The organism is Neisseria sp. HMSC065C04, from assembly GCF_001815375.1.
Taxonomy (GTDB): Bacteria; Pseudomonadota; Gammaproteobacteria; order Burkholderiales; family Neisseriaceae; genus Neisseria; species Neisseria flavescens_D.
On the sequence record NZ_KV820422.1, the window covers coordinates 289,923 to 311,708 of the forward strand.

Genomic DNA, 21,786 nt, shown 5'->3' on the forward strand with positions numbered 1-21,786 from the left:
TCTGTTTATTCAGGCAAAGATTATGAACCGCCTCGATACTGCCCGCCGTTATTCCCTTTTTCTCGCCCGCAACCTTGATTCCGGCAAACTCAAGCCCGAAATTTTCCTGCCCATGTTGGACAAGGTGTTGACCGAAGCTGATTTTCAAGCTTTTGCCGATTGGGACAAAATCCGTGCGGAAGAAAATGAGGAAGAATTAGCGCGGCAGTTGCGCGAGTTGCGTCGTTATGTCGTGTCGCAGATTATCGTGCGCGATATCAACCGCATCAGCGATTTGAACGAAGTGACCCGCACGATTACGCTGTTTGCCGATTTTGCCGTCAATACCGCGCTGGATTTCGCCTACGCCTATTATCGGGATATGTACGGCACGCCGATCGGGCGTTATACCAAATCGCCGCAGCATTTGAGCGTGGTGGCGATGGGCAAGGCGGGCGGCTATGAGCTGAACGTGTCTTCCGACATCGATTTGATTTTTATCTACCCCGAATCGGGCGATACCGACGGCAGGCGCGAACGCGGCAATCAAGAGTTTTTCACCAAAGTCGGGCAGAAACTGATTGCATTGTTGAACGACATTACCGCCGACGGGCAGGTGTTCCGCGTTGATATGCGGTTACGGCCGGACGGCGATTCGGGCGCGCTGGTGTTGAGCGAAACCGCGCTGGAGCAATACCTGATTACGCAAGGGCGAGAATGGGAACGCTATGCGTGGTGCAAAGGCCGCGTGGTTACGCCGTATCCGAACGACATCAAAGCGCTGGTGCGCCCCTTTGTGTTCCGCAAATATCTGGATTACAGCGCATATGAAGCAATGCGCAACCTGCACCGCCAAATTCGCAGCGAAGTCAGCAAAAAAGGCATGGCGGACAACATCAAACTCGGCGCGGGCGGCATCCGCGAAGTCGAATTTATCGCCCAGATTTTCCAAATGATACGCGGCGGACAAATGCGCGCGCTGCAACTGAAAGGCACGCAGGAAACGCTGAAGAAACTTGCTGAGCTGGGCATCATGCCGTCTGAAAACGTCGAAACCCTGCTGGCCGCCTACCGATTCCTGCGCGACGTCGAACACCGCCTGCAATACTGGGACGACCAGCAAACCCAAACCCTGCCGACCTCGCCCGAACAGCAACAATTGCTTGCCGAAAGCATGGGTTTCGACAGCTATGCCGCTTTTTCAGACGGCCTCAATGTTCATCGGAACAAAGTCAATCAGTTGTTCAACGAAATCTTGAGCGAACCCGAAGAACAAACTCAAAGCAACAGCGAATGGCAATGGGCATGGCAGGAAAAACCCGACGAAGAAGAACGGCTAGGCCGTCTGAAAGAATATGGGTTTGACGCCGAAACCATCGCCACGCGGCTCAACCAAATCCGCAACGGCCATAAATACCGCCACCTTTCCGCACACGCCCAGCCGCGTTTTGACGCCATTGTGCCGTTGTTGGTACAGGCGGCGGCAGCGCAACCCAACCCGACCGACACATTAATGCGGCTGTTTGACTTCCTCGAAAACATCAGCCGCCGCTCCGCCTATCTCGCCTTCCTCAACGAACATCCGCAAACCTTGGCGCAACTCGCGCAGATTATGAGCCAAAGCTCATGGGTGGCGGCGTATCTGAGCAAATACCCGATTCTGCTGGACGAACTCATCAGCGCGCAGCTTTTGGATACCGCGTTCGACTGGCAAGCCCTCGCCGCCGCCCTTTCAAACGACCTTAAAGCCTGCGGCGGCGACACCGAAGCGCAAATGGACACACTGCGCCATTTCCAACACGCCCAAGTCTTCCGCCTCGCCGTTCAAGACCTTGCCGGATTGTGGACGGTAGAATCACTTTCCGACCAGCTCTCCGCCCTTGCCGATACCATACTCGCTGCCGCCCTGCCGTGCGCGTGGGCGGATATGCCCAAAAAACACTGCGACACGCCGCAATTTGCCATCATCGGCTACGGCAAACTGGGCGGTAAAGAGCTCAGCTATTCCTCCGATCTCGACTTGGTCTATCTTTACGACGACCCGCATCCCGATGCAGGCGACGTGTACAGCCGCCTTGCCCGCCGCCTAACCAACTGGCTTTCCGCCGCCACCGGCGCAGGTAGCCTCTACGAAACCGACCTGCGCCTGCGCCCCAACGGCGACGCCGGCTTCCTCGCCCACAGCATCGCCGCCTTCGAAAAATACCAGCGCGAAAACGCATGGACATGGGAACACCAGTCCCTCACCCGCGCCCGTTTTATCTGCGGTACGCCTGATGTTCAGACGGCCTTCGATCGTATCCGTACTGAGATGCTGACTGCCGAACGCGACCAAACCGTTTTAGCAGGCGAAATCATCGAAATGCGCGAAAAAATGTTCCCCACCCATCCCCCAGCCGACAGCAACGTCAAATACGCGCGCGGCGGCGTGGTCGATGTCGAATTTATCGTCCAATACCTCATCCTTGCCTATGCCCGCCAATATCCGCAACTTCTCGACAACTACGGCAACATCGCCCTGTTGAACATCGCCGCCGACTGCGGCCTCATCGACAAAACCCTTGCAGAACAAAGCCGCACCGCCTACCGCTTCTACCGTCAGCAGCAACACAACACCAAACTGCGCGATGCCAAAAAAACCGAAGTGACGGACGAATTGCTGACCCACTATGGCAATGTGCGAAAACTGTGGCAGGAAGTATTCGGGGCAGAAGTGAAGTTCGGATAAACAGGCGGGCGTATTCAGCGTCAAAAGCCTGCACGGCAACACAATTTACTGCCACGATAAACTCACTCTAAATAGTAGGTTTTATGTAAAGAAGATATTTTTATAAAAGCTGATTGGCAGCTTGAAGCAGTTAACTTCGGGTGTGGAGGGAAGATTTTTGTTTACTTATTACTGATTCAGCCCGAGCAAGATCTGAAAAAACTATTTTCATTTTCTGTTGATATTGTGATACAGCAAAACAAGTTCTAAAATATGTCGCTTATTTATATATTAAAAACAAGGAGAAACTGATGTCTAAGGTTGCAGTACTCGGTGGCGGTCTGTCGGGCCGTCTGATGGCGTTCCAACTGGCAGAGCAGGGCATTTCGGTCGAGTTGTTTGAGAAAGGCGAACGCAACGGCGCGCAAGCCGCCGCTTATGTTGCCGCGGCCATGTTGGCGCCGTCTGCCGAAGCGGTGGAGGCAACGCCCGAAGTCATCCGTTTGGGCAAACAAAGCATTGCACTTTGGCGCGCGATTATCGGCCGTCTGAATACGCCGGTGATGATGCAGGAAAACGGCAGCCTGATTGTCTGGCACACGCAGGACAAGCCGCTTTCTGCCGAGTTTGCCCGTCATTTGAAGCGCGGCGGTGTGGCGGAACATGAAACCATACGTTGGAACGCGGATGAAATTGCGGCCAACGAACCACAACTGGCAGGGCGGTTTTCGGACGGCCTGTATCTGCCGACAGAAGGGCAGTTGGACGGACGGCAGGTATTGAATGTGCTGGCCGATGCTTTGGAATCAATGAATGTAGCGTGTCATTGGTCGTGCGAACGCGAAGTCGAAGATTTGGCGGCGCAATACGATTGGATCATCGACTGCCGCGGTTATGGCGCAAAGAGCGCGTGGAACAGGCCGTCTGAAAGCATTTTGCGCGGCGTTCGTGGCGAAGTGGCGCGCGTTTACGCACCCGAAATCGAGCTGTCCCGCCCCGTGCGTCTGCTGCATCCGCGCTATCCTTTGTATATCGCGCCGAAGGAAAACCATATTTTTGTGATTGGTGCGACCCAAATTGAAAGCGAAAGCCAAGCGCCGGCCAGCGTGCGTTCCGGTTTGGAACTTTTGTCCGCGCTGTACGCCGTGCATCCGGCATTTGGCGAGGCGAACCTTTTGGAACTGGCCACCGGCCTGCGCCCGACTTTAAACCACCACAATCCCGAAATCCGCTTCAACCGCGAACGCCGCCTGATTGAAGTCAACGGCCTGTTCCGCCACGGCTTTATGATTTCTCCAGCCGTTACCGGCGCGGCTGTGCGTTTGGCCGGTGCGCTGTTTGCCGGAAGCGACATTCCCGAATACGACGAAACCAGCGGTTTGCCATATATCCGCGCCGCAAATTGAAGCCGTTGCGGACGAAGTTGCTTGAAAATCGGGCAAATTGTTTGTGAAAGACAGCCACAGGCCGTCTGAAAATGATAAAATCGCCGTCAATTCAATTAACCTTGCGTCTGAAAACCGCATGATGCCGTTTTCAGACGCCAACCAATTTCCTATTTAACGATAAGCACATGACAACCCAAACCCTTTTAATCGAACTTCTCACTGAAGAACTCCCGCCAAAAGCCCTCAATAATCTGGGCAACCATTTTGCCGCTTCCGTTGCCGAAGGCTTGGAAAAAGCGCAACTGATTGACGGCGCAGCTGAATATACTGCCTACGCTTCTCCGCGCCGTTTGGCCGTTCAAGTCAAAAACGTGAAAGCCGTTCAAGCCGATCAAAAAATTGTGAAAAAAGGCCCGGCAGTGGCGAATGCCATGAAAGACGGCGCACCGACTAAGGCTTTGGAAGGTTTTGCGCGCGGTGCGGGTGCGAAAATTGAAGACCTGACCATCATCAACGACGGTAAGCAAGACGTGTACGCCTACGAGTACGTCCAAACCGGCAAACCATTGGGCGAACTTTTGGAAGACATCATCAATGCCGCAGTGAAAAAACTGCCGATTCCTAAAGTCATGCGTTGGGGCAGCAGCACATTTACCTTCGTTCGTCCTGTACACAGCCTGATTGTGCTGCACGGTGGCGACATCGTAAACGTCAGCGTTTTGGGTCTGCAAAGCGGCAACAAAACATTGGGTCACCGCTTCCTCTCCAGTGGCGAAATCGCCATTGAAAATGCCGACAGCTACGCTGTACAAATGCGTGAGCAAGGCAAAGTAGAAGCATCGTTTGCCGAACGCAAAGCCGCCATTCAGACGGCCTTGAACGAGCAGGCAGGCCGTCTGAACGCGACCGTTGCCGCCGATGAAGCATTGCTGGACGAAGTGACCGCATTGGTCGAATGGCCTGTGGTATTGGAAGCCGGTTTTGAAGAACACTTCCTCGCCGTACCGCAAGAATGTTTGATTCTGACCATGCAGCAAAACCAAAAATACTTCCCGCTGCTCGATCAAAACGGCAAGCTGATGAACCGCTTCCTGCTGGTGTCCAACCTGCAAACCGAAGACCCGTCACACATCATCCAAGGCAACGAACGCGTTTTGCGCGCGCGCCTGTCTGATGCCGAGTTCTTCTATAAACAAGACCAAAAAGCGACTTTGGAAAGCCGCTTGCCAAAATTGTCCAGCGTGGTTTACCACAACAAAATTGGTTCTCAAGCCGAACGCATCGAGCGTCTGCAAAGCATTGCCGCACACATCGCCAAAGCTTTGGGTGCGGATGCCGCCGCAGCCGAGCGCGCCGCACGTTTGGCCAAAGCCGACTTGGTAACCGAAATGGTCGGTGAGTTCCCCGAATTGCAAGGCACCATGGGCAAATACTATGCCCGCTTGGACGGCGAAACCGAAGAAATCGCCGAAGCCATCGAGCAACACTACCAACCGCGTTTTGCCGGCGACAACCTGCCGAACGGCAAAGTGGCAACCGCCGTTGCTTTGGCCGACAAACTGGAAACCTTGGTCGGCATTTGGGGCATCGGCCTGATTCCGACCGGCGACAAAGACCCCTACGCCCTGCGCCGCTCTGCATTGGGTATTTTGCGTATGCTGATGCAGTACGGTTTGGACGTAAACGAACTGATTCAGACGGCCTTCAACAGCTTCCCACAAGGTTTACTTAACGAGAAAACGCCGTCTGAAACCGCCGACTTCATGCAGGCGCGTTTGGCCGTGTTGTTGCAAAACGATTATCCGCAAGACATCGTTGCCGCCGTATTGGCGAAACAGCCGCGCCGTTTGGATGACGTAGTGGCGAAACTGCAGGCCGTTGCCGCGTTCAAACAGCTGCCCGAAGCCGCCGCATTGGCCGCAGCCAACAAACGCGTGCAAAACCTGCTGAAAAAAGCAGATGCCGAGTTGGGTGCGGTTAACGAAAGCCTGCTGCAACAGGACGAAGAAAAAGCCCTGTACGCCGCCGCGCAAGGTTTGCAGCCGAAAATCTCCGCCGCCGTTGCCGAAGGCAATTTCCAAACTGCTTTGTCCGAGCTGGCTTCCGTCAAGCCGCAAGTCGATGCATTCTTCGACGGCGTGATGGTGATGGCCGAAGATGCCGCCGTGAAGCAAAATCGTTTGAACCTGTTGAACCGCTTGGCAGAACAAATGAACGCAGTTGCCGACATTGCGCTCTTGAGCGAATAAGGCCGCGTTTCAGTTGCCCCTCTTTTCAGGCTGCCCGATGTTTCAGGCAGCCTGAAGTTTTTCGGGCGTATCCCTTGCATGGTGTTCAAGGGTATAATTTGGCAGATTTGTCGCACGACAAATCGCGCACATAAACAATTTCCCACATTCAAGAGGCAGATTATGAATATCCCAGCCATCCGAACCGCACTCGATGCCGTGTTGATTCCCACCACAATACGCACTTTGGGCAGCGAAAAAGCCGTTTCGCTTCTGGAAGAGCATTCAGACGGCCTGCATATCGGCCTGAAATTCGCGTTTCCAGTTGCCCATATTGCCGCAGACATTGCCAACGCCGTTCAAGAAGCCGTCATTTCGCATACCGGCGATACCCACATTCACTTGAGTATCGATACCGAAATCGGTACGCATAAAGTTCAACCCGGCGTGGCGACCATCAAAGGCGTGAAAAATATTATTGCCGTTGCATCCGGTAAAGGCGGCGTCGGCAAATCAACGACCACTGCCAACCTTGCCACCGCAATGGCCAGAATGGGCGCGCGCGTCGGCGTACTCGATGCCGACCTGTACGGCCCAAGCCAGCCCACCATGCTCGGCGTACAAGACCGTAAACCCGATCAACAAAACAAAAAACTCATTCCCGTTGAAGCCGAAAGCGGCATTCAAGTGATGTCCATCGGTTTCCTGGTCGATCCCGACCAAGCCGTCGTTTGGCGCGGCCCGATGGTCAGCCAAGCCTTGCAACAGCTTATGTTCCAAAGCGAATGGGACAATGTCGATTATCTCTTCATCGACCTGCCGCCCGGTACCGGCGATATCCAATTGACCCTGTCGCAAAAAATCCCCGTAACCGGCTCCGTTGTCGTCACCACGCCGCAAGACATCGCCCTGATTGATGCACGGAAAGCCGTGGATATGTTCAACAAAGTCAATATTCCGATTTTGGGCGTTTTGGAAAACATGTCTGTCCATATTTGCACCAACTGCGGCCATGCCGAAGCAATCTTCGGCGCAGAAGGTGGCAAAAACTTGGCAGAGCGTTTGAATGTACCGTTGCTCGGCCAGCTTCCGTTGAGCCTGCCCGTGCGCGAAGCCATGGACAGCGGCACATCTTTAGCCTTGTTTGAAAACAACCAAACCATCGCCGACATCTACACCGAAGCCGCCTTCCAAATCGCTCTGGCCATTGCCGATAAAGGCAAAGACTTCAGCAGCCGCTTCCCAAAAATCGTCGTCGAATAAAAAAGTTTAAAAAAGGTGTTGACAGCTGTGCGCTCCATCTCTATAATGCACAGCTTATCGGGTCGTTAGCTCAGTCGGTAGAGCAGCGGACTTTTAATCCGTTGGTCGAGCGTTCGAATCGCTCACGACCCACCAAATATAAAAAACCTGCTTTGAAAAAAGCGGGTTTTTTTGCGTTTGGATTTTAGAATTTTGTTGAGTATATTTTGTTATTGAAACAATCCATAGCACATCAAGCATCAGGCCGTCTGAAAGATATTTTCAGACGGCCTGAAGTTTTATAGGAATGGTTTTGAGAAATAAGTTTTCTACTTAGGGCAGACAAACGTTTAAAACCTAACCTGCGTTTGCAACTGCCTACGATAAACCAATACGGCAGCAGTCAGCGTGGCAAAAGAGAATGCTGAAAGTAGGATGAGGTAACGGCCGATTCCGTCCAAGCCGCTGCGGTTGAGCAGCAGTTCTTGAAAAGCCTTTAAGCCCCATGCCATCGGGGAAATCCAAGTGAGTTGCTGCATGGTTTCTGGCATGACGTGTGCAGGCACCATAATGCCGCCGATTGCCGCCATCAGGATGATGCCGCCGCCACCGAGGACGACGGCGTGTTCGGTGGATTTGGCGCAGACGCTGATTAACAGCGCATAGCCGAGTGCGGCGGCGCTGACAGCGGCGGACAGCAGCGCGTAGGGAACAAGGCTGCCGTTGAGTATGAGGGCGGGCACGCCGATTTCGGGCAGCAGGTAGCGGCCGAGCAGCAGCATTCCGACAAACTGAAGTTGGTTAATCAGGAAATAGGGGACGAGTTTGGCGGCAATCAGGCCGGACGCGGAGGCGCGGGCGAGACGCAGGCGGGTGATGGTGTTGGTCTGGCGTTCCAGCGCCATGACGTTCGACAGCGGTATCATGATGAAAAACATACCGAAAATCAGCCATGCGGGTACGCTGTGCTGTACGGCGTTGGGTTTTTCCACCATGCCGCTACCTGCGCTCAGATAGTGTTCTTCCAGCATTTTGTTATCTAAAAAGCTGCGCACGGCGGCGAATTGTTCGTCGTTTTTTTCATCGACTTTTTTCTGGATGTCTTTGCGGATGGAGCGGGGCAATTTTTTATTGTCGATTTTGATGCCGTCGTTGTTGTCGAAATAGGCGTCCAGCCGCGTTTGTGTGTAGTGCTGCTGCAAAACGCCTTTAACCGCCGCCAGCCATGAAGGCTCGGTATCCGGCGGTACATAGATTTGCAAGGCTTTGTTGTCGGTGATTTTGTCGGAAGCGGGGTTCGGGTTATGCAGCACCAGTTGGAAACGCTTGTCATGCAGGCCGTTTTGCGCGTCGGTCAGTTTTTCAGACGGCATCCGCGTAACATGAATCTGCTCTTTTTCCAGCGCGGCGGCCAGCGCGGTATTGACGCTGTCGTCTGCCGCGCCGACCAGCGCGATGCGGCTGTCGGTGTGCGGGTCTTGGTCGCGGCTCAGCGCCAACGACATAATCAGCATGAAGGCGATGGGCATCACAAACAACACGGCCAAACCGTGCAGGTCGCGGCAGAGCAGTTTGAGTTCTTTGAGGAGGGAGGAAGTCGTCATTGTGGGTTTTGCTTATCTGTTGCTGGCTCGTCTTTGCGCAGAAAATCAAGGTAAAACGTTTCCAGCGAACCGTGTCCCTGCTGGAAGTAGCGGATTTGCGCGCCGCTTTGTTGCAGGGCGGCGTAAACGGTGGCGGCATCGTGCGCCGTTTCCATCATGCCGCGGCTGTCTACTTGCTTTGCACCCAAAGCGGCCAGCGTCTGAGGTGGCAGAGGCGGTTCGACGGTAAAGCGCACGACACCGGTTTGCGTGCTTAAAAGCTCGTCCAAACCGCCGTGGTACACCAGCTTGCCGTGTTGCAGTAGCGCAATTTTGCCGCAAAGCTGCTCGATTTCCGACAGATAGTGCGAGGTATAAACCACCGTTACCCCCTGCCGTGTCAAATCCGTCACGCTGTCGAGGATAAAGCGGCGCGACTGCGGGTCGATGCCGACCGTGATTTCGTCGAGGAACACCAGTTGCGGTGTGTTAATCAGGCCGATGGCAAAATTCAGACGACGTTTAAGCCCGCCCGAAAGATGCTTTGCCGCCTTGTTTTTGTGGGTGGTCAGGTCGGTCTGTTCCAACAGCGCATCCAGACGGCCTTTGTCGCGCACTTTGTAAAGCGAGGCGAAAAACAGCAGGTTGTCCCACACCGAAAGCTGCGGATAAAACGCAAAATCCTGCGGCACCAAACCGATTTTCTGCCGCTCGCTGCGGCTTAACAGGCGCAACGGCTTGCCGTCAAACAAAATTTCGCCCTGCCGTACTTCCTGCAAGCCGGCCAAAAGCGACATCAGCGTCGTTTTCCCCGCACCGTTGTGGCCGAGCAGCCCTAAACATTCGCCGTCGGCAATGTCGAACGACACATTGTCCAGCGCGGCGGTTTCGGCTTTGGGATAACGGTGGGAGAGGGATTGGATTTGAATCATGGTTTCAGACGGCCTTTCGAGCGATATTTAAATCGCAGTCCCCCATAAATAACGGCGCTGGAATTTGCCGTCCTTAAATATAAAGCAGACGCCGAAAGGATCGCCGTCCGAACCTTGTCTGCCAAATAGATAAAGCATCTTATCGCCGCGGCGGTAATAGGCTTCCCAGCGTTGATATACATTGCTGCCGCGTGCGGTGGCGGCAAAATCGGGCGAGAACAGTCCTTGCAGTTCGGCAGAGGGAACTGCTTGACCGTTTAGCGTGATGCGTTCAAGCGCGAACACGCTTTTGGGAATGTCGTAGTCTGTACCATAGAAAGGTTTGCCTCGATAGAGACGCGCGGTGTATTTGTCTTTGTTGATGCCCGAGAAGTCGCTGAGTTTTGGATGGATGCGGCGGGCAACGATGTGTACCGTTTGTCCGCTACCGGACAAAGTCAGCGTATCGTCGCGACCGGATTGTTCGCGCAGGCGGACGAAGTTTTTGTCGGAGGCGGGAAATATCAGACGGCTGTAATGGATGAAACCGTAGTCTTCTGCGGCAGGTTGTTGCAGCTGGGCAGTACAGAAACTCAGGCTGCCTTCACCGCCGTCACCCAAACATTCCAACGGTGTGCCGTTGGGAATTTTTGCCAAGACTTTGGCTTTCAAATCGGGGCTTTCGCGTAAGTTGGTGTGTCCGTCGGCATCATGAACCAAGGCAAAGCCGTTCGGCGGCGCGGCATGGGTTAAGGCGGAACACAATAATAAGAGAGTGGCTAAGTAACGCATTTTTTATTTCTTTTAGTTTTCAGACGGCCTGAATGTCAAAATAATTCACGGTAGATTAATCGGGATCGAATAAATCCTGATTATTTCAACAATCCCCGCCACAACGCTTCTTCATCATCCGCAATCTTGCGCAAAAACGCGGCAATGTTGCGGCAGCCGTTTTCAGACGGTTTTTTGCATTGCTTCACGCACATGGCTGCGAATTGACGCCATTGGTCGCCGATGGTGGTCATTTGTTCTGAGGCCGTCTGAAACGCAGGTTCGTTGCAGATATGGGCGGCTTGTTCGAGGAAGTAGGCGTAGATATAGCGGAAACCTGCGCCGCCGGTGCCGATTTCTTCCTGCATCCGCACCAAATGGCCGAGAAACAGTTTTTGGTATTTGTCGTTTTGTTTGGCGGGCAGGGATTCGATTTTTTTGGCCAGCGTGCGGATGCCTTTGACGCCGATGAAAAAGACCGGCGCGAGCATATGTTTGGCGTTTTTGTGTATGGCTTTGCGGATAATGGCGGGCAAGTCTACCATGATTTGTTCAGACGGCCTGTTGTCTTCCAAGGTGTACATCATGCCTTTTGCCGCCAATACGCCTTTGGCAAAGCGCGCCCGTTGCAAATCTTCGGCGGCGCAGCGTTGTACGGTTTCAAATACGGGGTCGCTGATGAGGTAGTCGTTGCCGTCTTTTCCGTACACTAAAAGATTGTGTGCGTTGAAATGGAAGCGCATTTGCGGCGGGAAGTAGGGCAGCCAGAAGACGGAGGTTTGCAAACCGGCCAGTTTGCCTGAAGACAGCGCGGCATCCAATGCGGCTTGTCCGCTTTGTGCGTCGGAAAATTTGCGGATGGATAATTTCAGCCCCAATGCTTTGCAGGTATTTTTGATGATGCTGCGCGGCGCGGTACGGTAGGAAACCAGCGGCATGCCGTTTAATTTGATCAGCGGCATCCAGACAAACGTCAGCGCGTGGGCAATGCCGAAAATCATGGCTTCGTCTAAATTGTGGCCATGGTATTTGAGCAGGGTGGACATCACACCGCTTTCGCAATGGGCGGTATGCTGGTGTGGAAATTCTTGTGTGGTCATAAAGTTATTGGTTTTCGTGCAATGTTTTCAGACGGCCTGAAGCGGTCGGAATGGGTTTGTTGTTTTGGAAATCAGCGCGCTTCTTTGGCCGCTTCCTGTTCGGCTTTGTAGCGGCGCAGAAATTCGATGGCGGCGGCTTTTTCGGCTTCGTTGCCGTATTTGGCATCACGTTGGGCGCGACGCAGTTCGGCGCGTTCTTTGGCTTCTTCGATTTGGCGCGCTTTGAAGTCTTCGCGGTTGTCGGAGGAGATGAGTTTGTCCTGTTGTGATTGCGCTTTGGCCATGGCTTTGGCAATCAAACCCATAGGGTTGAATGCGGCGCTTGTTGCGGCTGTTTGGGTTTGTGCCTGTGCGGCCTGTTTGGCTTTGACGGCGGCTTCGCGTTGCGCCAGCAGGACTTTACGTTCGGCATCGTCGCGCTGTTTGCGCGCGGTATGGCGTTCAAAACGGCTTTGCGCGTGTTCGGCGGCGGCAAAGCGCGGTTCGGCAGAGGTGCTGAAACGGCGTGCGGACGGCAGGAAGGGCTGCGATACGGGAACCATGTCGATGCAGTCGACGGGACATGGGGTAACGCACAAGCCGCAGCCGGTGCATTCGTCGCTGATGACGGTGTGCATCAGTTTGGACGCGCCCATAATCGCATCGACAGGGCAGGCGCGGATGCAGGCGGTACAGCCGATGCAGACGGCCTCGTCAATCAGGGCTACGGCTTTGATTTGTGTTTTTGCCGGGGCGAGGTAGGGCTTGCCCAATAGGTCGGCAATGTCTTTCATGACGGTTTCCCCACCCGGCGCGCACAGGTTCACCGGCGCTTCTCCTGCCGACAGGGCGCGCGCATAGGGTAGGCAACCTTCATAGCCGCACTCACGACATTGGGTTTGCGGCAACAGGCGGCTGATGCTTTGGATGGGAATGGTCATTATGGATAGTCAAAATCGAAAAGGCGCATTATATCAGATTGTTGCGTTTATTTTGGCAAAACCCGCTTTGCTCGTTTTAGCGAAACTCGCTACACTCGTTTTCAGACGGCCTGAGTCAGGTTTGCGTTATAATTTTGAAATGGATTTATTCGGGTAATTAGAAATGACGGCTACACTTTGCCCCTGTCAGTCGGGGCGTGTTTATACGGAATGTTGCGCACCGTTTCATGCGTGTGAGGTGGCGGCCTTGACGGCGGAAGAGTTGATGCGTTCGCGTTACAGTGCGTATGTTTTGCAGGAAATCGACTATATCGTGGACACGACTGTCCCTGCGCAGCAGAATTTGTTGGACAAGCAGGATTTGGAGTTGTGGAGTAAGCAGACGCAGTGGTCTGGATTGAAGGTTATCCGTCATGTGCCGTTTGGCAAGCTGCATGCTTTGGTCGAGTTTGAGGCGTATTTTGAGGAGAACGGGCAAACCGAGTGCCATCATGAGTTGTCGGCGTTTGTGAAAATAGACGGGCGTTGGTATTTTATTGATCTGACCGTTGCTTTGCCGACGATGAAACAGTCTTGTTTGTGCGGTTCTGGCAAAAAGTTTAAGGCATGTTGCGGACAGTTTTTCAAATAGTAATGTAAACAGGCCGTCTGAAAGTTCAGACGGCCTGAGCTGTTTTTTCAGATAAAAAAAACCATTCATACTAAGGGAGAAGTATGAATGGCCAATACATTGCGGGAAAACGTCTTACTTGCTGCACCGCCCAAAAGGGATGAAAGAGCGGTGTTGTTTCAGCGATTGATATTTTACCGTTTTTAGTATTAAATGCTGTTAAGAAGTGAAATAATTTCAATAAGTTGCAAGATAATCGTGATTTTTTGAAGATAAACGGTATTTTTACTGATTTTCTCGAATCCATTTCACCCATTGCTGAAACAGCTCGGGTTGCAATGCGGCGATGACGGAACGCTTGAATACATGTTCGCCGCTCCAAAAATCGTCGCCTTCCAAAGTGGTCAGGCAGCCGCCGGCTTCTTCAAAAATTAATGCGCCGGCAGCGTAGTCCCACAGCTTTTGTCCGCCGTGGATGTAAATATCGTAGCGGCCGCTGGCGAGGTAGCACCAGTCGAGCGTGCTGCTGCCCATGCTGCGTATCGTGCCGAATGGGGCAAGGGTATTCATGCGGCTGGCGAGTTTACCCGAACGCAGGTATTTGATTTCCACGCCGGCAATGGATTCGTTGAGTTTTTTGTTTTCCGAACGCAGCGGCAGCGGCGTACCGTTGAGGAATGCGCCTTTGCCGCGTTCGGCGTAGAAACATTCGCCGCTGACTGGATTGTAAATCACGCCCAATTCGGCGTGGCCGTTTTTAACCAGTGCGACGGATACGGCAAAATGCGGCAAACCGTTGACGAAGTTGTTTGTGCCGTCGATAGGGTCGACAATCCACAGGCCGTCTGAATGTTCGTTCCACAAACGGGTTTGTTCCTGAACGCTCATTTCCTCGCCCAACATCGGACAATCCTCCAATAAGGGAAGGGCGGCAGCAAAAGCGGTTTGCGCGGCCAAATCTGCTTCACTCAAAACCGAGCCGTCTTCCTTGCGTCGTGACGGCGTGTTCAGAAAACGCGGCATGACTTCGGTTTGGGCGATGTGGCGGACGACTTTCTGTAAACGGTATAGCACGGCGTATCCTTGTTTTTTGCAGTTTTGCGTGACAGTGGATTAAAATTCGGGAAGTTTTAAATTATAGTGGATGAAATCGAAATCAGGCAGGAGTATGTCGCCGTGTTTCAACTTCATTCATGAAATTTTAAATTTAAATTATATACATTAAATTATATACATGAATAAAGCAGGAAACCATGCCCCGATTTTATGTTGATTTTGCCTTAAGCCCCGACAGCGTGGTCGAATTACCCGATGATGTGGTTCGCCATTTGAATGTATTGCGCGTGAAAAACACGGAAGAAATCGTGTTGTTCAACGGCAATGGCAAGGCATATCCGGCTTTGCCCGAAGTTTTGGAAAAACGCCGCGCCAGCGTGCGGATTCTGCGTGAAGAGGCAACGGACAACGAATCGCCGCTGAACATTACGTTGGTACAGGCGGTATCCGCCGCCGAGCGCATGGATTTCACTTTGCAGAAAAGCGTGGAATTGGGCGTGGCAGAAATTCGCCCGGTCATCAGCGAACGTTGTGTCGTCCGCTTGAGCGGCGAGCGCGCTGAAAAGCGGGTGGCGCGTTGGCAGGAAATCGTTGTTTCTGCGTGTGAACAAAGCGGCCGCAATATTGTGCCGAAGGTTTTGCCGCTGACGACTTATGCACAGGCTCTGCAACAGTTGCCGCAGGAAACGACCAAACTGTTGATGAGCCTGAACCGCGCACAAAAACTGAGTGATGTTCAGCCGCAATCCGGCAAGGTCGTGTTTATGGTCGGCCCGGAAGGCGGCTGGACGGAGAAGGAAGAGCAGCAGGCATTTGATGCCGGTTTTCAATCCGTTACGCTTGGCAAACGGGTGTTGCGTACCGAAACCGCCTCACTTGCGGCCATCGCCGCCATGCAGACGCTTTGGGGCGATTTTGCATAAAGTTCAGGCCGTCTGAAAACGAGCGTAGCGAGTTTCGCTAAAACAAGCTGTTGTGTCATGAGATAAAAATGGGAGTTTAAAAAATGTCTTACACCTTTACACTGGCCGAGCACGAGCTGGAGGCGGAATTGAAAAAGTTAATCGTGCAAGAAGCCGACAAGGCCGACGATGTGGATATGGATGATTTCACCGACGATGCACTTTTGTTTGGTGATGACAGTCCGGTTGGTTTGGATTCGCTTGATGCGCTGCAAATCAGCGTTGCTTTGCAACAGTATTTCCAAGTGCGCCTGCAGGGCGATCGGATGGTGCGAAAACATATGATGTGCGTACGCGATTTGGCGGCGTTTATCCGTGCGGAGCATGGCGCGTGAGTTGGGTTTGCGGTACGGCGGCCACGTCTGCCTTGAATCCGCAAACGGATTTCAGACGGCCTGATGCGGTGTCTTATACGTTTTTAAACCAGCCGCAGCAGGCTGCTTATTTTCGTGCATTTGCCGGTGACAGTTTGGGGCGGAAGGAATTTGCGGATATTGCCGAACAACATTTGCGACAAGCTGCCGAAAATGCAGGCTGGCCGTCTGAAAGCTGGCATGATGCGCCGGTGTTTATCGGTTCAAGTTCCTATTCCATCTCCGAATATGAAAACTGCTATTTTGCGGGCAATAGGGCGGTAGAAGAACACAATCTGCTTTATCTCGCCGAAGATTTGCGCCGGCGCAGCGGCAATCAGCAGATTTTCAGTTTCGCTACTGCCTGCACTTCATCTGCCCATGCGCTGATTCAGGCGGATAATTGTTTGTGCGGCGGGGCGGAGCGCGCCTTTGTGCTTGGTATTGAAAACCTCAACCGGCTGACTTTGCTGCATTTTCACAGTTTGGGTTTGCTGGCCGAACACTATCAGCCTTTTGGCGGAAACGGTTTGATTTTAGGCGAAGGTGTTGCCGCGCTTGCCTTATCTTCCGCTGCTCCTGAATCTTCTTCAGGCCGTCTGAAACTTATCGGACACGCCGCCAATACAGGTAATGACCTGATTCAAAGTGATGGCCAAGCGCAGGAGCAAGTGATGCGATGCGCTTTGGATGTTGCAGGCATCGCTCCTGAAAGCATTGCAGCTGTTAAAACACACGGCATCGGCACGGCTGACAGCGATGCCGCCGAATTGGCCGCACTGGAAAATATATTCGGTACACTGCCGCCTTTGATGGCGTTCAAGCCGCAAATCGGACACACGCTTGGCGCAACGGCAGCACTTGAAACAGCCCTGCTTTTATCCGCTTTAAAACAAGGTGGAAGCAGCGATTATCAGGGGCGAGAAATTCGTTTTTCCGAGTGCGCAGCTTCACAAAAAGGTGGCTTTTTCTGTTTGGCCAATCAGTTTGGTTTTGGCGGCAGCAACACATCTTTGGTATGGCAATGGCAACCGTAAATCCTAATATCCGTATTACCGCCACCGTGCGTTTTGATACTGACGCCGGTACCGGCGGTAAAATCCTCAAACAAACCTTAAAGCAGCAAAGCAGTATAGACACTCGCCGTCTTAGCCGCTTGAGTTTGATTGCCGCGCTTGGCGCAGGGCAACTGAAGGAACAAAGCGAAATCCGCCCTGATTGCACCGTTTTTCTCGGTACGCCGTTTTCTTCGCCATCCGTGTTTGAAAAAATGGCAGACAATGTGCTGAACCATCACGCCGCGATGCCGTTTGACTTCATTGCCAACCTGCACAACTCCCCCGTTTTTCATGCCGCGCAAGCGTTAGGCACGCATGGTGCAACTTTGGTCGTAGCTGCTGACAACAATGTGGATACCTGCTTTCATCCATTATCTCTGGCGATGCAGTCTTTGCAAAATGGCGGACAAGCTGCGGTTGGCTGGGCATATGAACATCAAGCAGCCCATACCGATACCCATGAGGGTAGTATTTGGATTTTGCTTGAAGCTGGTGTAGAACAGGGCGTTCCCGTTATATTGAATTATGAAGGGGTGCAGGCTGATAGGACGTCTGAAAAGCCGCGATATTATTGGCAAAGTATCGCTGATTGGATAGAAGAAGTAATGGCGCACGAGGGTGGGGTTGTAAAGAAATGTACTTTGGCGTGATCGGCAAATGATTTTAGAGAAAGTATTTGTCTTTTGAATAAATAAGGTTTGCACCATTAAAAAGGCCGTCTGAAATATTTTCAGACGGCCTTTTTGTATCCAAAACCAATCAACGAGACATCTCGCCTTGAATAGCGCGGATATTTGCTTTACGGGCGTTGATGGTGCGGGTCAGCTGTTGGATTTTAATTTGGTCGCCTTTTTGTTTGGCCGCATTCAGCTGGGTTTGAAGGCGGGTAATAGCGGCCTGTTCGTTGCGTACTTCGGTCTGCAATATTTGTTTGCGGGTTTCCTTAGGACTTGGCTTAGGTGCCGGCGTAACCACAGGGGTGGTGCGGATCACAGGGGCTTTGTATTTGCTGTATGAAGAACTGCGTGATTTGTTCTGCCGGTTGCGCAGGGTAATATTGATGCGCGGATTGGCAGCTTCAGCTGTGTTGGTTACGCTTGTAATCGGTACATTTGGCAGGATTTTGATATCGCTGTCGCTATTTCCTTTATCCAGCAAAATATCGGCTGCCGGTTTGTATGCTTGTGGAAAAGGTGTTGGGACAGTGGTTTTGCCATGCTCTACCGGAGTGGCAGTTGCCGGCGTGCTTGGTTCGGTTGAAGCGGTGGCAATAGGTTTGGCTGCTTGTTCCTCAGATGCGCGGACAACGGCAGACTTATCGGTTTTGCTACGGCTAAACTTAGCTTTGCGTCGAGAAGATGTTTTGGCATAAGTTTTGCCTTTGCGCTTAGTCTCAGCTTTGGCTGGTGTTTTATCGAGCGCTTCATCTTGAGTTGTTACTGCATGGCTATTTTGGCTAGTTGAAGTTTGCGGCTGAGCTGTCGAGTTCTGAATAATCTCTTGTGGGATTTGGATTGCAGGCACAACAGGTTGAACAGCTGGTGTTTCATTAATAATAGCAAGGCCGTCTGAAACTGTTTTCTCGGTAGAAGCAGTAGGTTGGGCTTGTGCGGCAAGCATGACAGGAACAATACTGTTTTCTGTTTGGGTTGCACTAGACTGAGTTTGTACAACAGGAGTTGTATTGCGGACAGTAGTATCGGCAACATAGTCTTCAGCTTTTATTGCGGGCGGCACTTCCAGAGTAGGCGTATTGTTGGGAACGATTACGCTGTCTGCAATGGCTTTGTTGGCCGCAATGGTAGGTTGGGTTTGTGCGGCGAGCATTGGAGGAACAATAGTGTTGTCCTCTTGAACGGCAGTCGTCTGCGTTTGTACGACAGGAGTTGTGTTGTGGACAGCAGTATCGACAACATAGTTTTCAGGTTTTGCAACGGGTGATGTTTCCAAAGCAGGCGTATTGTTGGAAACGATTGCGCTGTCTGCAATGGTTTTATTTGCAGGCACAGCTTGTCGAGTTTGTGCCATCGGAATGGAAATAGGTGCCGGAATACCGTATTCATTTCGAGCAACAACGACTGGGGTTTGTACCGCAGGCATTGCTTGAGAAGCATGAATGTAGTCAGTGGCAGATGCTTTAAATTCTGTTGTTTGTACCGTTTTTAAAACCGGAGTGTCGCCTGGAATCGCAACGACGCTGTTTTCTGTTACATTGTTTGTTTTAACTATGCGACAGTCGTCATTGATCTGGTATGAAGCATAAACAGTAATGCCTTCAACATTGCAGACATACTCGGCAGCGTTGGCGGCGGCGGGGAGGGTCAGGCTGATGGCAATGGCGGTTTTGCAGAAAAACGGTTTCATAAAGGCAATAGAATCAGGTTGTTTGTTCAAAGTGTAATTATACTATGTACACTGTCAGCATCCGCCAACTTATTTTTAGGCGGTGTAAAACTGTGGCTGAAAGGTTGAAAATTAGAATAAAAGGTCTTAGGCCGTCTGAAACTTGTCATACTAAAGTTTCAGACGGCCTTTGCTGTCATAGCGTATTAAGCGTTTAACAGGCTTTCGTCCAATGTCAGCTCTTCGTTTTTATTGACGGCTACTTTGCGTGCCAAAACGTTTTGGGCGATTTCGTGTGCTTCGGCAAGTGAGTGCATCATATAGGTACCGCATTGGTATTCGTTCAGCTCGGGGATTTTGCTTTGGTCTTGAACGGTCAAAACATCCTGCATCGAAGCGAGCCATGCATCGGCGACCTGCTGCTCGTCGGGCGTGCCGATGAGGCTCATGTAGAAACCGGTGCGGCAACCCATCGGGGAAATGTCGATGATTTCAACGCCGTTGCCGTTTAAGTGGTCGCGCATAAAGCCTGCGAACAGGTGTTCCAGCGTGTGAATGCCTTTTTCAGGCAGGATTTCTTTGTTGGGAATGCAAAAACGCAGGTCAAACACGGTAATAGTGTCGCCTTTGGGCGTGGTCATGGTTTTTGCCACGCGTACGGCAGGGGCGTGCATACGGGTGTGGTCGACTTTGAAACTGTCTAGTAGAGGCATTTGGGTGTCCTTTGAGGTAAATAGATTTTTAGCTAGGGATATTTGAAGACTGAATCACAATTCCGCAATCTCAACTGCTTCGCCCGAAGCCTCACTCAGTGCTTCGTTTAAAACGTCGTAGAAATCGCGGCTGTCGCGTGTTGCCAGCCATTTGCCGTTTTGCTCGGCGAAATGGTAGCCGCCGCTTTTGGCAGCAATCCACAATTCTTGGTTGGGCGTGTGGCGGTTAACGATGATTTGCGTGCCGTCTTCGGCTTCGATGGTCAGCACGTTTCCAGCAAACTGGCAGTCGAAATCCCAGCCGTTTTCATCGATTTGATCTTCAATGTGTTCAAACAATTCTTCGCTCAGGCGGATGAATTCGCTTTCGGTCATCATGGCTTTTTGTGTGGTTTTTGTTTAAGATACCGAATCTTGCCACATTCGTAATGATGAAGAAAGTTTTACTGATGAAATACGGCGTATTTTTTGCAGCGGCAACGGTTCTGCTGCTTTCTGCCTGCGGCTACAAAGGCGACCTCTATCTGCCCAAAGAAGGCGACAAGGCGCGCTTCGGCGTGATTCAGACCGGCTTGAAATTCGATACGGCTAAAGAGCCGACCACTCAAACCAACGATTAAAAAAAGATTTCACAAACATGACCTTATTCTGCGAACAACTACCTTATACACACCTTGCTGAAGAGTTTGGTACGCCGCTTTATGTGTACAGCAAATCTGTGCTGACCGAGGCATTTGAAAACTACCAAACCGCGTTTTCCGCTTTAAATCCGCTTGTCTGCTACGCGGTTAAAGCGAATGGCAACCTGAGCATCATCAAACACTTTGCTTCTTTGGGGAGCGGTTTTGACATTGTGTCCGGCGGCGAGTTGGCGCGTGTTTTGGCGGCCGGCGGCGATGCGGCGAAAACGATTTTTTCTGGTGTGGGCAAGAGTGAGGCAGAAATTGAATTTGCGCTGAATGCAGGCGTGAAATGCTTCAATATGGAAAGCATTCCCGAAATCGACCGTATTCAGAAAGTTGCCGCGCGCTTGGGTAAAGTCGCTCCGGTTTCCCTGCGCGTCAATCCTGATGTCGATGCCAAAACCCATCCTTATATCTCCACCGGCCTGAAAGCAAACAAATTTGGTATTGCCTATGCCGATGCGCTTGAGGCCTATCGTCATGCTTCCCGACAAAGCCATTTGAAAATCGTCGGTATCGACTGCCATATCGGCTCGCAACTGACCGACCTCAGCCCGCTTGTCGAAGCCTGCGAACGTATTTTGGCCTTGGTTGACCAACTGGCAGACGAAGGCATTGTGTTGGAACACTTGGACTTGGGCGGCGGTGTCGGCATTGTTTATCAAGACGAAAATGTGCCTGATTTGGGCGCGTATGCTCAAGCCGTTCAAAAACTGATGGGTACACGCCATCTGAAATTGGTTCTCGAGCCAGGCCGCAGTTTGGTCGGCAATGCAGGTGCGTTGTTGACGCGCGTTGAATTTGTCAAACATGGCGAAGAGAAAAACTTTGTGATGGTCGATGCGGCGATGAACGATTTGATGCGTCCGGCGCTTTATGATGCCTATCATCACATCGAAGCGGTCGAAACCAAAGACATTGAGCCTCTGACGGCCAATATCGTCGGCCCGATTTGCGAAACCGGCGACTTCCTCGGCAAAGACCGCACCATCGCCTGCGAAGAAGGGGATTTGCTGCTTATCCGCAGCGCCGGTGCGTATGGCTCAAGCATGGCGAGTAACTACAACACGCGCAACCGTGCGGCGGAAGTATTGGTTGACGGCAGCGGATACAAACTTATCCGCCAACGTGAAACCGTCGAGCAGCAAATGGCCAACGAATTGGCTTGTTTGTAAGGTT

At 52.1% G+C, this 21,786-nt stretch carries 20 protein-coding genes and 1 tRNA gene; 12 read left to right on the forward strand and 9 right to left on the reverse strand.

All coding sequences use genetic code 11. The features are described from left to right. The first annotated feature begins 22 nt into the window (after positions 1-22). From glnE to HMPREF3022_RS10335, 5 genes are all read left to right on the forward strand, one after another. Positions 23-2,707: a bifunctional [glutamate--ammonia ligase]-adenylyl-L-tyrosine phosphorylase/[glutamate--ammonia-ligase] adenylyltransferase gene (gene glnE, locus HMPREF3022_RS10315; RefSeq protein WP_070765593.1), complete on the forward strand. Its 2,685-nt coding sequence runs from the start codon at positions 23-25 to the stop codon at positions 2,705-2,707. A gap of 290 nt (positions 2,708-2,997) precedes the next feature. After that, a complete protein-coding gene (locus tag HMPREF3022_RS10320) occupies positions 2,998-4,092 on the forward strand; it encodes an FAD-dependent oxidoreductase (protein WP_070765594.1) in 1,095 nt (364 codons plus the stop codon). 167 nt (positions 4,093-4,259) lie between these two features. Then, positions 4,260-6,323: a glycine--tRNA ligase subunit beta gene (gene glyS / locus HMPREF3022_RS10325; RefSeq protein WP_070765595.1), complete on the forward strand. Its 2,064-nt coding sequence runs from the start codon at positions 4,260-4,262 to the stop codon at positions 6,321-6,323. Between the two features lie 162 nt (positions 6,324-6,485). Further along, positions 6,486-7,565, forward strand: coding sequence for an iron-sulfur cluster carrier protein ApbC (apbC, locus tag HMPREF3022_RS10330; protein WP_070765596.1), 1,080 nt, complete (start codon positions 6,486-6,488; stop codon positions 7,563-7,565). Between the two features lie 59 nt (positions 7,566-7,624). Further along, positions 7,625-7,700 (forward strand) — tRNA-Lys (locus HMPREF3022_RS10335). Positions 7,701-7,894: 194 nt separating this feature from the next. Here the strand turns inward: HMPREF3022_RS10335 and HMPREF3022_RS10340 are convergent. The 5 genes from HMPREF3022_RS10340 to HMPREF3022_RS10360 all read right to left on the reverse strand — a co-directional run bounded on the left by HMPREF3022_RS10340 (position 7,895) and on the right by HMPREF3022_RS10360 (position 12,829). Then, a complete protein-coding gene (locus HMPREF3022_RS10340; RefSeq protein WP_070765597.1) occupies positions 7,895-9,148 on the reverse strand; it encodes an ABC transporter permease in 1,254 nt (417 codons plus the stop codon). Continuing rightward, positions 9,145-10,059, reverse strand: coding sequence for an ABC transporter ATP-binding protein (locus tag HMPREF3022_RS10345; RefSeq protein ID WP_070765598.1), 915 nt, complete (start codon positions 10,057-10,059; stop codon positions 9,145-9,147). The genes HMPREF3022_RS10340 and HMPREF3022_RS10345 overlap by 4 nt, the downstream gene beginning before the upstream one ends. A 27-nt stretch (positions 10,060-10,086) precedes the next feature. Further along, positions 10,087-10,830, reverse strand: coding sequence for an SH3 domain-containing protein (locus HMPREF3022_RS10350; RefSeq protein ID WP_070765599.1), 744 nt, complete (start codon positions 10,828-10,830; stop codon positions 10,087-10,089). 80 nt (positions 10,831-10,910) lie between these two features. Beyond that, positions 10,911-11,909: a BtrH-related acyltransferase DarH gene (locus HMPREF3022_RS10355; RefSeq protein ID WP_070765600.1), complete on the reverse strand. Its 999-nt coding sequence runs from the start codon at positions 11,907-11,909 to the stop codon at positions 10,911-10,913. Positions 11,910-11,980: 71 nt separating this feature from the next. Continuing rightward, on the reverse strand, positions 11,981-12,829 hold the full coding sequence (locus HMPREF3022_RS10360; RefSeq protein ID WP_070765601.1) for an RnfABCDGE type electron transport complex subunit B: 849 nt from the start codon (positions 12,827-12,829) through the stop codon (positions 11,981-11,983). A 163-nt stretch (positions 12,830-12,992) separates the two neighbouring features. On the opposite strand from HMPREF3022_RS10360, the gene HMPREF3022_RS10370 reads away from it, so the two are divergent. Then, a complete protein-coding gene (locus tag HMPREF3022_RS10370; protein ID WP_070765603.1) occupies positions 12,993-13,460 on the forward strand; it encodes a YchJ family protein in 468 nt (155 codons plus the stop codon). A gap of 264 nt (positions 13,461-13,724) precedes the next feature. On the opposite strand, the gene HMPREF3022_RS10375 is transcribed toward HMPREF3022_RS10370, so the two are convergent. After that, positions 13,725-14,513, reverse strand: coding sequence for an inositol monophosphatase family protein (locus HMPREF3022_RS10375; protein WP_003684681.1), 789 nt, complete (start codon positions 14,511-14,513; stop codon positions 13,725-13,727). Between the two features lie 179 nt (positions 14,514-14,692). Here HMPREF3022_RS10375 and HMPREF3022_RS10380 point away from each other — a divergent pair, with 179 nt between their 5' ends. The 4 genes from HMPREF3022_RS10380 (at position 14,693) to HMPREF3022_RS10395 (ending at position 17,518) form a co-directional block, all read left to right on the forward strand. Continuing rightward, positions 14,693-15,418, forward strand: coding sequence for a 16S rRNA (uracil(1498)-N(3))-methyltransferase (locus HMPREF3022_RS10380; protein WP_049331988.1), 726 nt, complete (start codon positions 14,693-14,695; stop codon positions 15,416-15,418). Between the two features lie 83 nt (positions 15,419-15,501). Next, positions 15,502-15,792 (forward strand): acyl carrier protein, encoded by a 291-nt coding sequence (locus tag HMPREF3022_RS10385; protein ID WP_003748215.1) that lies wholly within the window; start codon positions 15,502-15,504, stop codon positions 15,790-15,792. Continuing rightward, on the forward strand, positions 15,789-16,847 hold the full coding sequence (locus HMPREF3022_RS10390) for a beta-ketoacyl synthase N-terminal-like domain-containing protein (RefSeq protein ID WP_049331986.1): 1,059 nt from the start codon (positions 15,789-15,791) through the stop codon (positions 16,845-16,847). Before HMPREF3022_RS10385 ends, HMPREF3022_RS10390 begins: the two co-directional genes overlap by 4 nt. Continuing rightward, complete coding sequence (locus HMPREF3022_RS10395; protein ID WP_070765604.1) at positions 16,829-17,518, forward strand: hypothetical protein; 690 nt, start codon at positions 16,829-16,831, stop codon at positions 17,516-17,518. Before HMPREF3022_RS10390 ends, HMPREF3022_RS10395 begins: the two co-directional genes overlap by 19 nt. A gap of 109 nt (positions 17,519-17,627) precedes the next feature. Here the strand turns inward: HMPREF3022_RS10395 and HMPREF3022_RS10400 are convergent, their stop codons facing one another. The 3 genes from HMPREF3022_RS10400 to cyaY all read right to left on the reverse strand — a co-directional run bounded on the left by HMPREF3022_RS10400 (position 17,628) and on the right by cyaY (position 20,302). Further along, positions 17,628-19,262: a hypothetical protein gene (locus tag HMPREF3022_RS10400; RefSeq protein WP_283119074.1), complete on the reverse strand. Its 1,635-nt coding sequence runs from the start codon at positions 19,260-19,262 to the stop codon at positions 17,628-17,630. Between the two features lie 155 nt (positions 19,263-19,417). After that, entirely contained in the window at positions 19,418-19,924 is a 507-nt protein-coding gene (gene luxS, locus HMPREF3022_RS10405) for an S-ribosylhomocysteine lyase (protein WP_049331982.1), read from the reverse strand. 54 nt (positions 19,925-19,978) lie between these two features. After that, positions 19,979-20,302: an iron donor protein CyaY gene (gene cyaY, locus HMPREF3022_RS10410; protein WP_049331980.1), complete on the reverse strand. Its 324-nt coding sequence runs from the start codon at positions 20,300-20,302 to the stop codon at positions 19,979-19,981. Positions 20,303-20,373: 71 nt separating this feature from the next. Here cyaY and HMPREF3022_RS10415 point away from each other — a divergent pair, with 71 nt between their 5' ends. Further along, positions 20,374-20,544 (forward strand): LPS translocon maturation chaperone LptM, encoded by a 171-nt coding sequence (locus tag HMPREF3022_RS10415; RefSeq protein WP_070585219.1) that lies wholly within the window; start codon positions 20,374-20,376, stop codon positions 20,542-20,544. Positions 20,545-20,561: 17 nt separating this feature from the next. Then, positions 20,562-21,782: a diaminopimelate decarboxylase gene (lysA, locus tag HMPREF3022_RS10420; protein WP_070765605.1), complete on the forward strand. Its 1,221-nt coding sequence runs from the start codon at positions 20,562-20,564 to the stop codon at positions 21,780-21,782. Positions 21,783-21,786 lie beyond the last annotated feature (4 nt).

Excerpts from the sequence above, each read along its gene's own strand:
- glnE (WP_070765593.1), top strand. The coding sequence starts at position 23 with ATGAACCGCCTCGATACTGCCCGCCGTTATTCCCTTTTTCTCGCCCGC.
- HMPREF3022_RS10320 (WP_070765594.1), top strand. The coding sequence starts at position 2,998 with ATGTCTAAGGTTGCAGTACTCGGTGGCGGTCTGTCGGGCCGTCTGATG.
- glyS (WP_070765595.1), top strand. The coding sequence starts at position 4,260 with ATGACAACCCAAACCCTTTTAATCGAACTTCTCACTGAAGAACTCCCG.
- apbC (WP_070765596.1), top strand. The coding sequence starts at position 6,486 with ATGAATATCCCAGCCATCCGAACCGCACTCGATGCCGTGTTGATTCCC.
- HMPREF3022_RS10340 (WP_070765597.1), bottom strand. The coding sequence starts at position 9,148 with ATGACGACTTCCTCCCTCCTCAAAGAACTCAAACTGCTCTGCCGCGAC.
- HMPREF3022_RS10345 (WP_070765598.1), bottom strand. The coding sequence starts at position 10,059 with ATGATTCAAATCCAATCCCTCTCCCACCGTTATCCCAAAGCCGAAACC.
- HMPREF3022_RS10350 (WP_070765599.1), bottom strand. The coding sequence starts at position 10,830 with ATGCGTTACTTAGCCACTCTCTTATTATTGTGTTCCGCCTTAACCCAT.
- HMPREF3022_RS10355 (WP_070765600.1), bottom strand. The coding sequence starts at position 11,909 with ATGACCACACAAGAATTTCCACACCAGCATACCGCCCATTGCGAAAGC.
- HMPREF3022_RS10360 (WP_070765601.1), bottom strand. The coding sequence starts at position 12,829 with ATGACCATTCCCATCCAAAGCATCAGCCGCCTGTTGCCGCAAACCCAA.
- HMPREF3022_RS10370 (WP_070765603.1), top strand. The coding sequence starts at position 12,993 with ATGACGGCTACACTTTGCCCCTGTCAGTCGGGGCGTGTTTATACGGAA.
- HMPREF3022_RS10380 (WP_049331988.1), top strand. The coding sequence starts at position 14,693 with ATGCCCCGATTTTATGTTGATTTTGCCTTAAGCCCCGACAGCGTGGTC.
- HMPREF3022_RS10385 (WP_003748215.1), top strand. The coding sequence starts at position 15,502 with ATGTCTTACACCTTTACACTGGCCGAGCACGAGCTGGAGGCGGAATTG.
- HMPREF3022_RS10395 (WP_070765604.1), top strand. The coding sequence starts at position 16,829 with ATGGCAATGGCAACCGTAAATCCTAATATCCGTATTACCGCCACCGTG.
- luxS (WP_049331982.1), bottom strand. The coding sequence starts at position 19,924 with ATGCCTCTACTAGACAGTTTCAAAGTCGACCACACCCGTATGCACGCC.
- cyaY (WP_049331980.1), bottom strand. The coding sequence starts at position 20,302 with ATGATGACCGAAAGCGAATTCATCCGCCTGAGCGAAGAATTGTTTGAA.
- HMPREF3022_RS10415 (WP_070585219.1), top strand. The coding sequence starts at position 20,374 with ATGAAATACGGCGTATTTTTTGCAGCGGCAACGGTTCTGCTGCTTTCT.
- lysA (WP_070765605.1), top strand. The coding sequence starts at position 20,562 with ATGACCTTATTCTGCGAACAACTACCTTATACACACCTTGCTGAAGAG.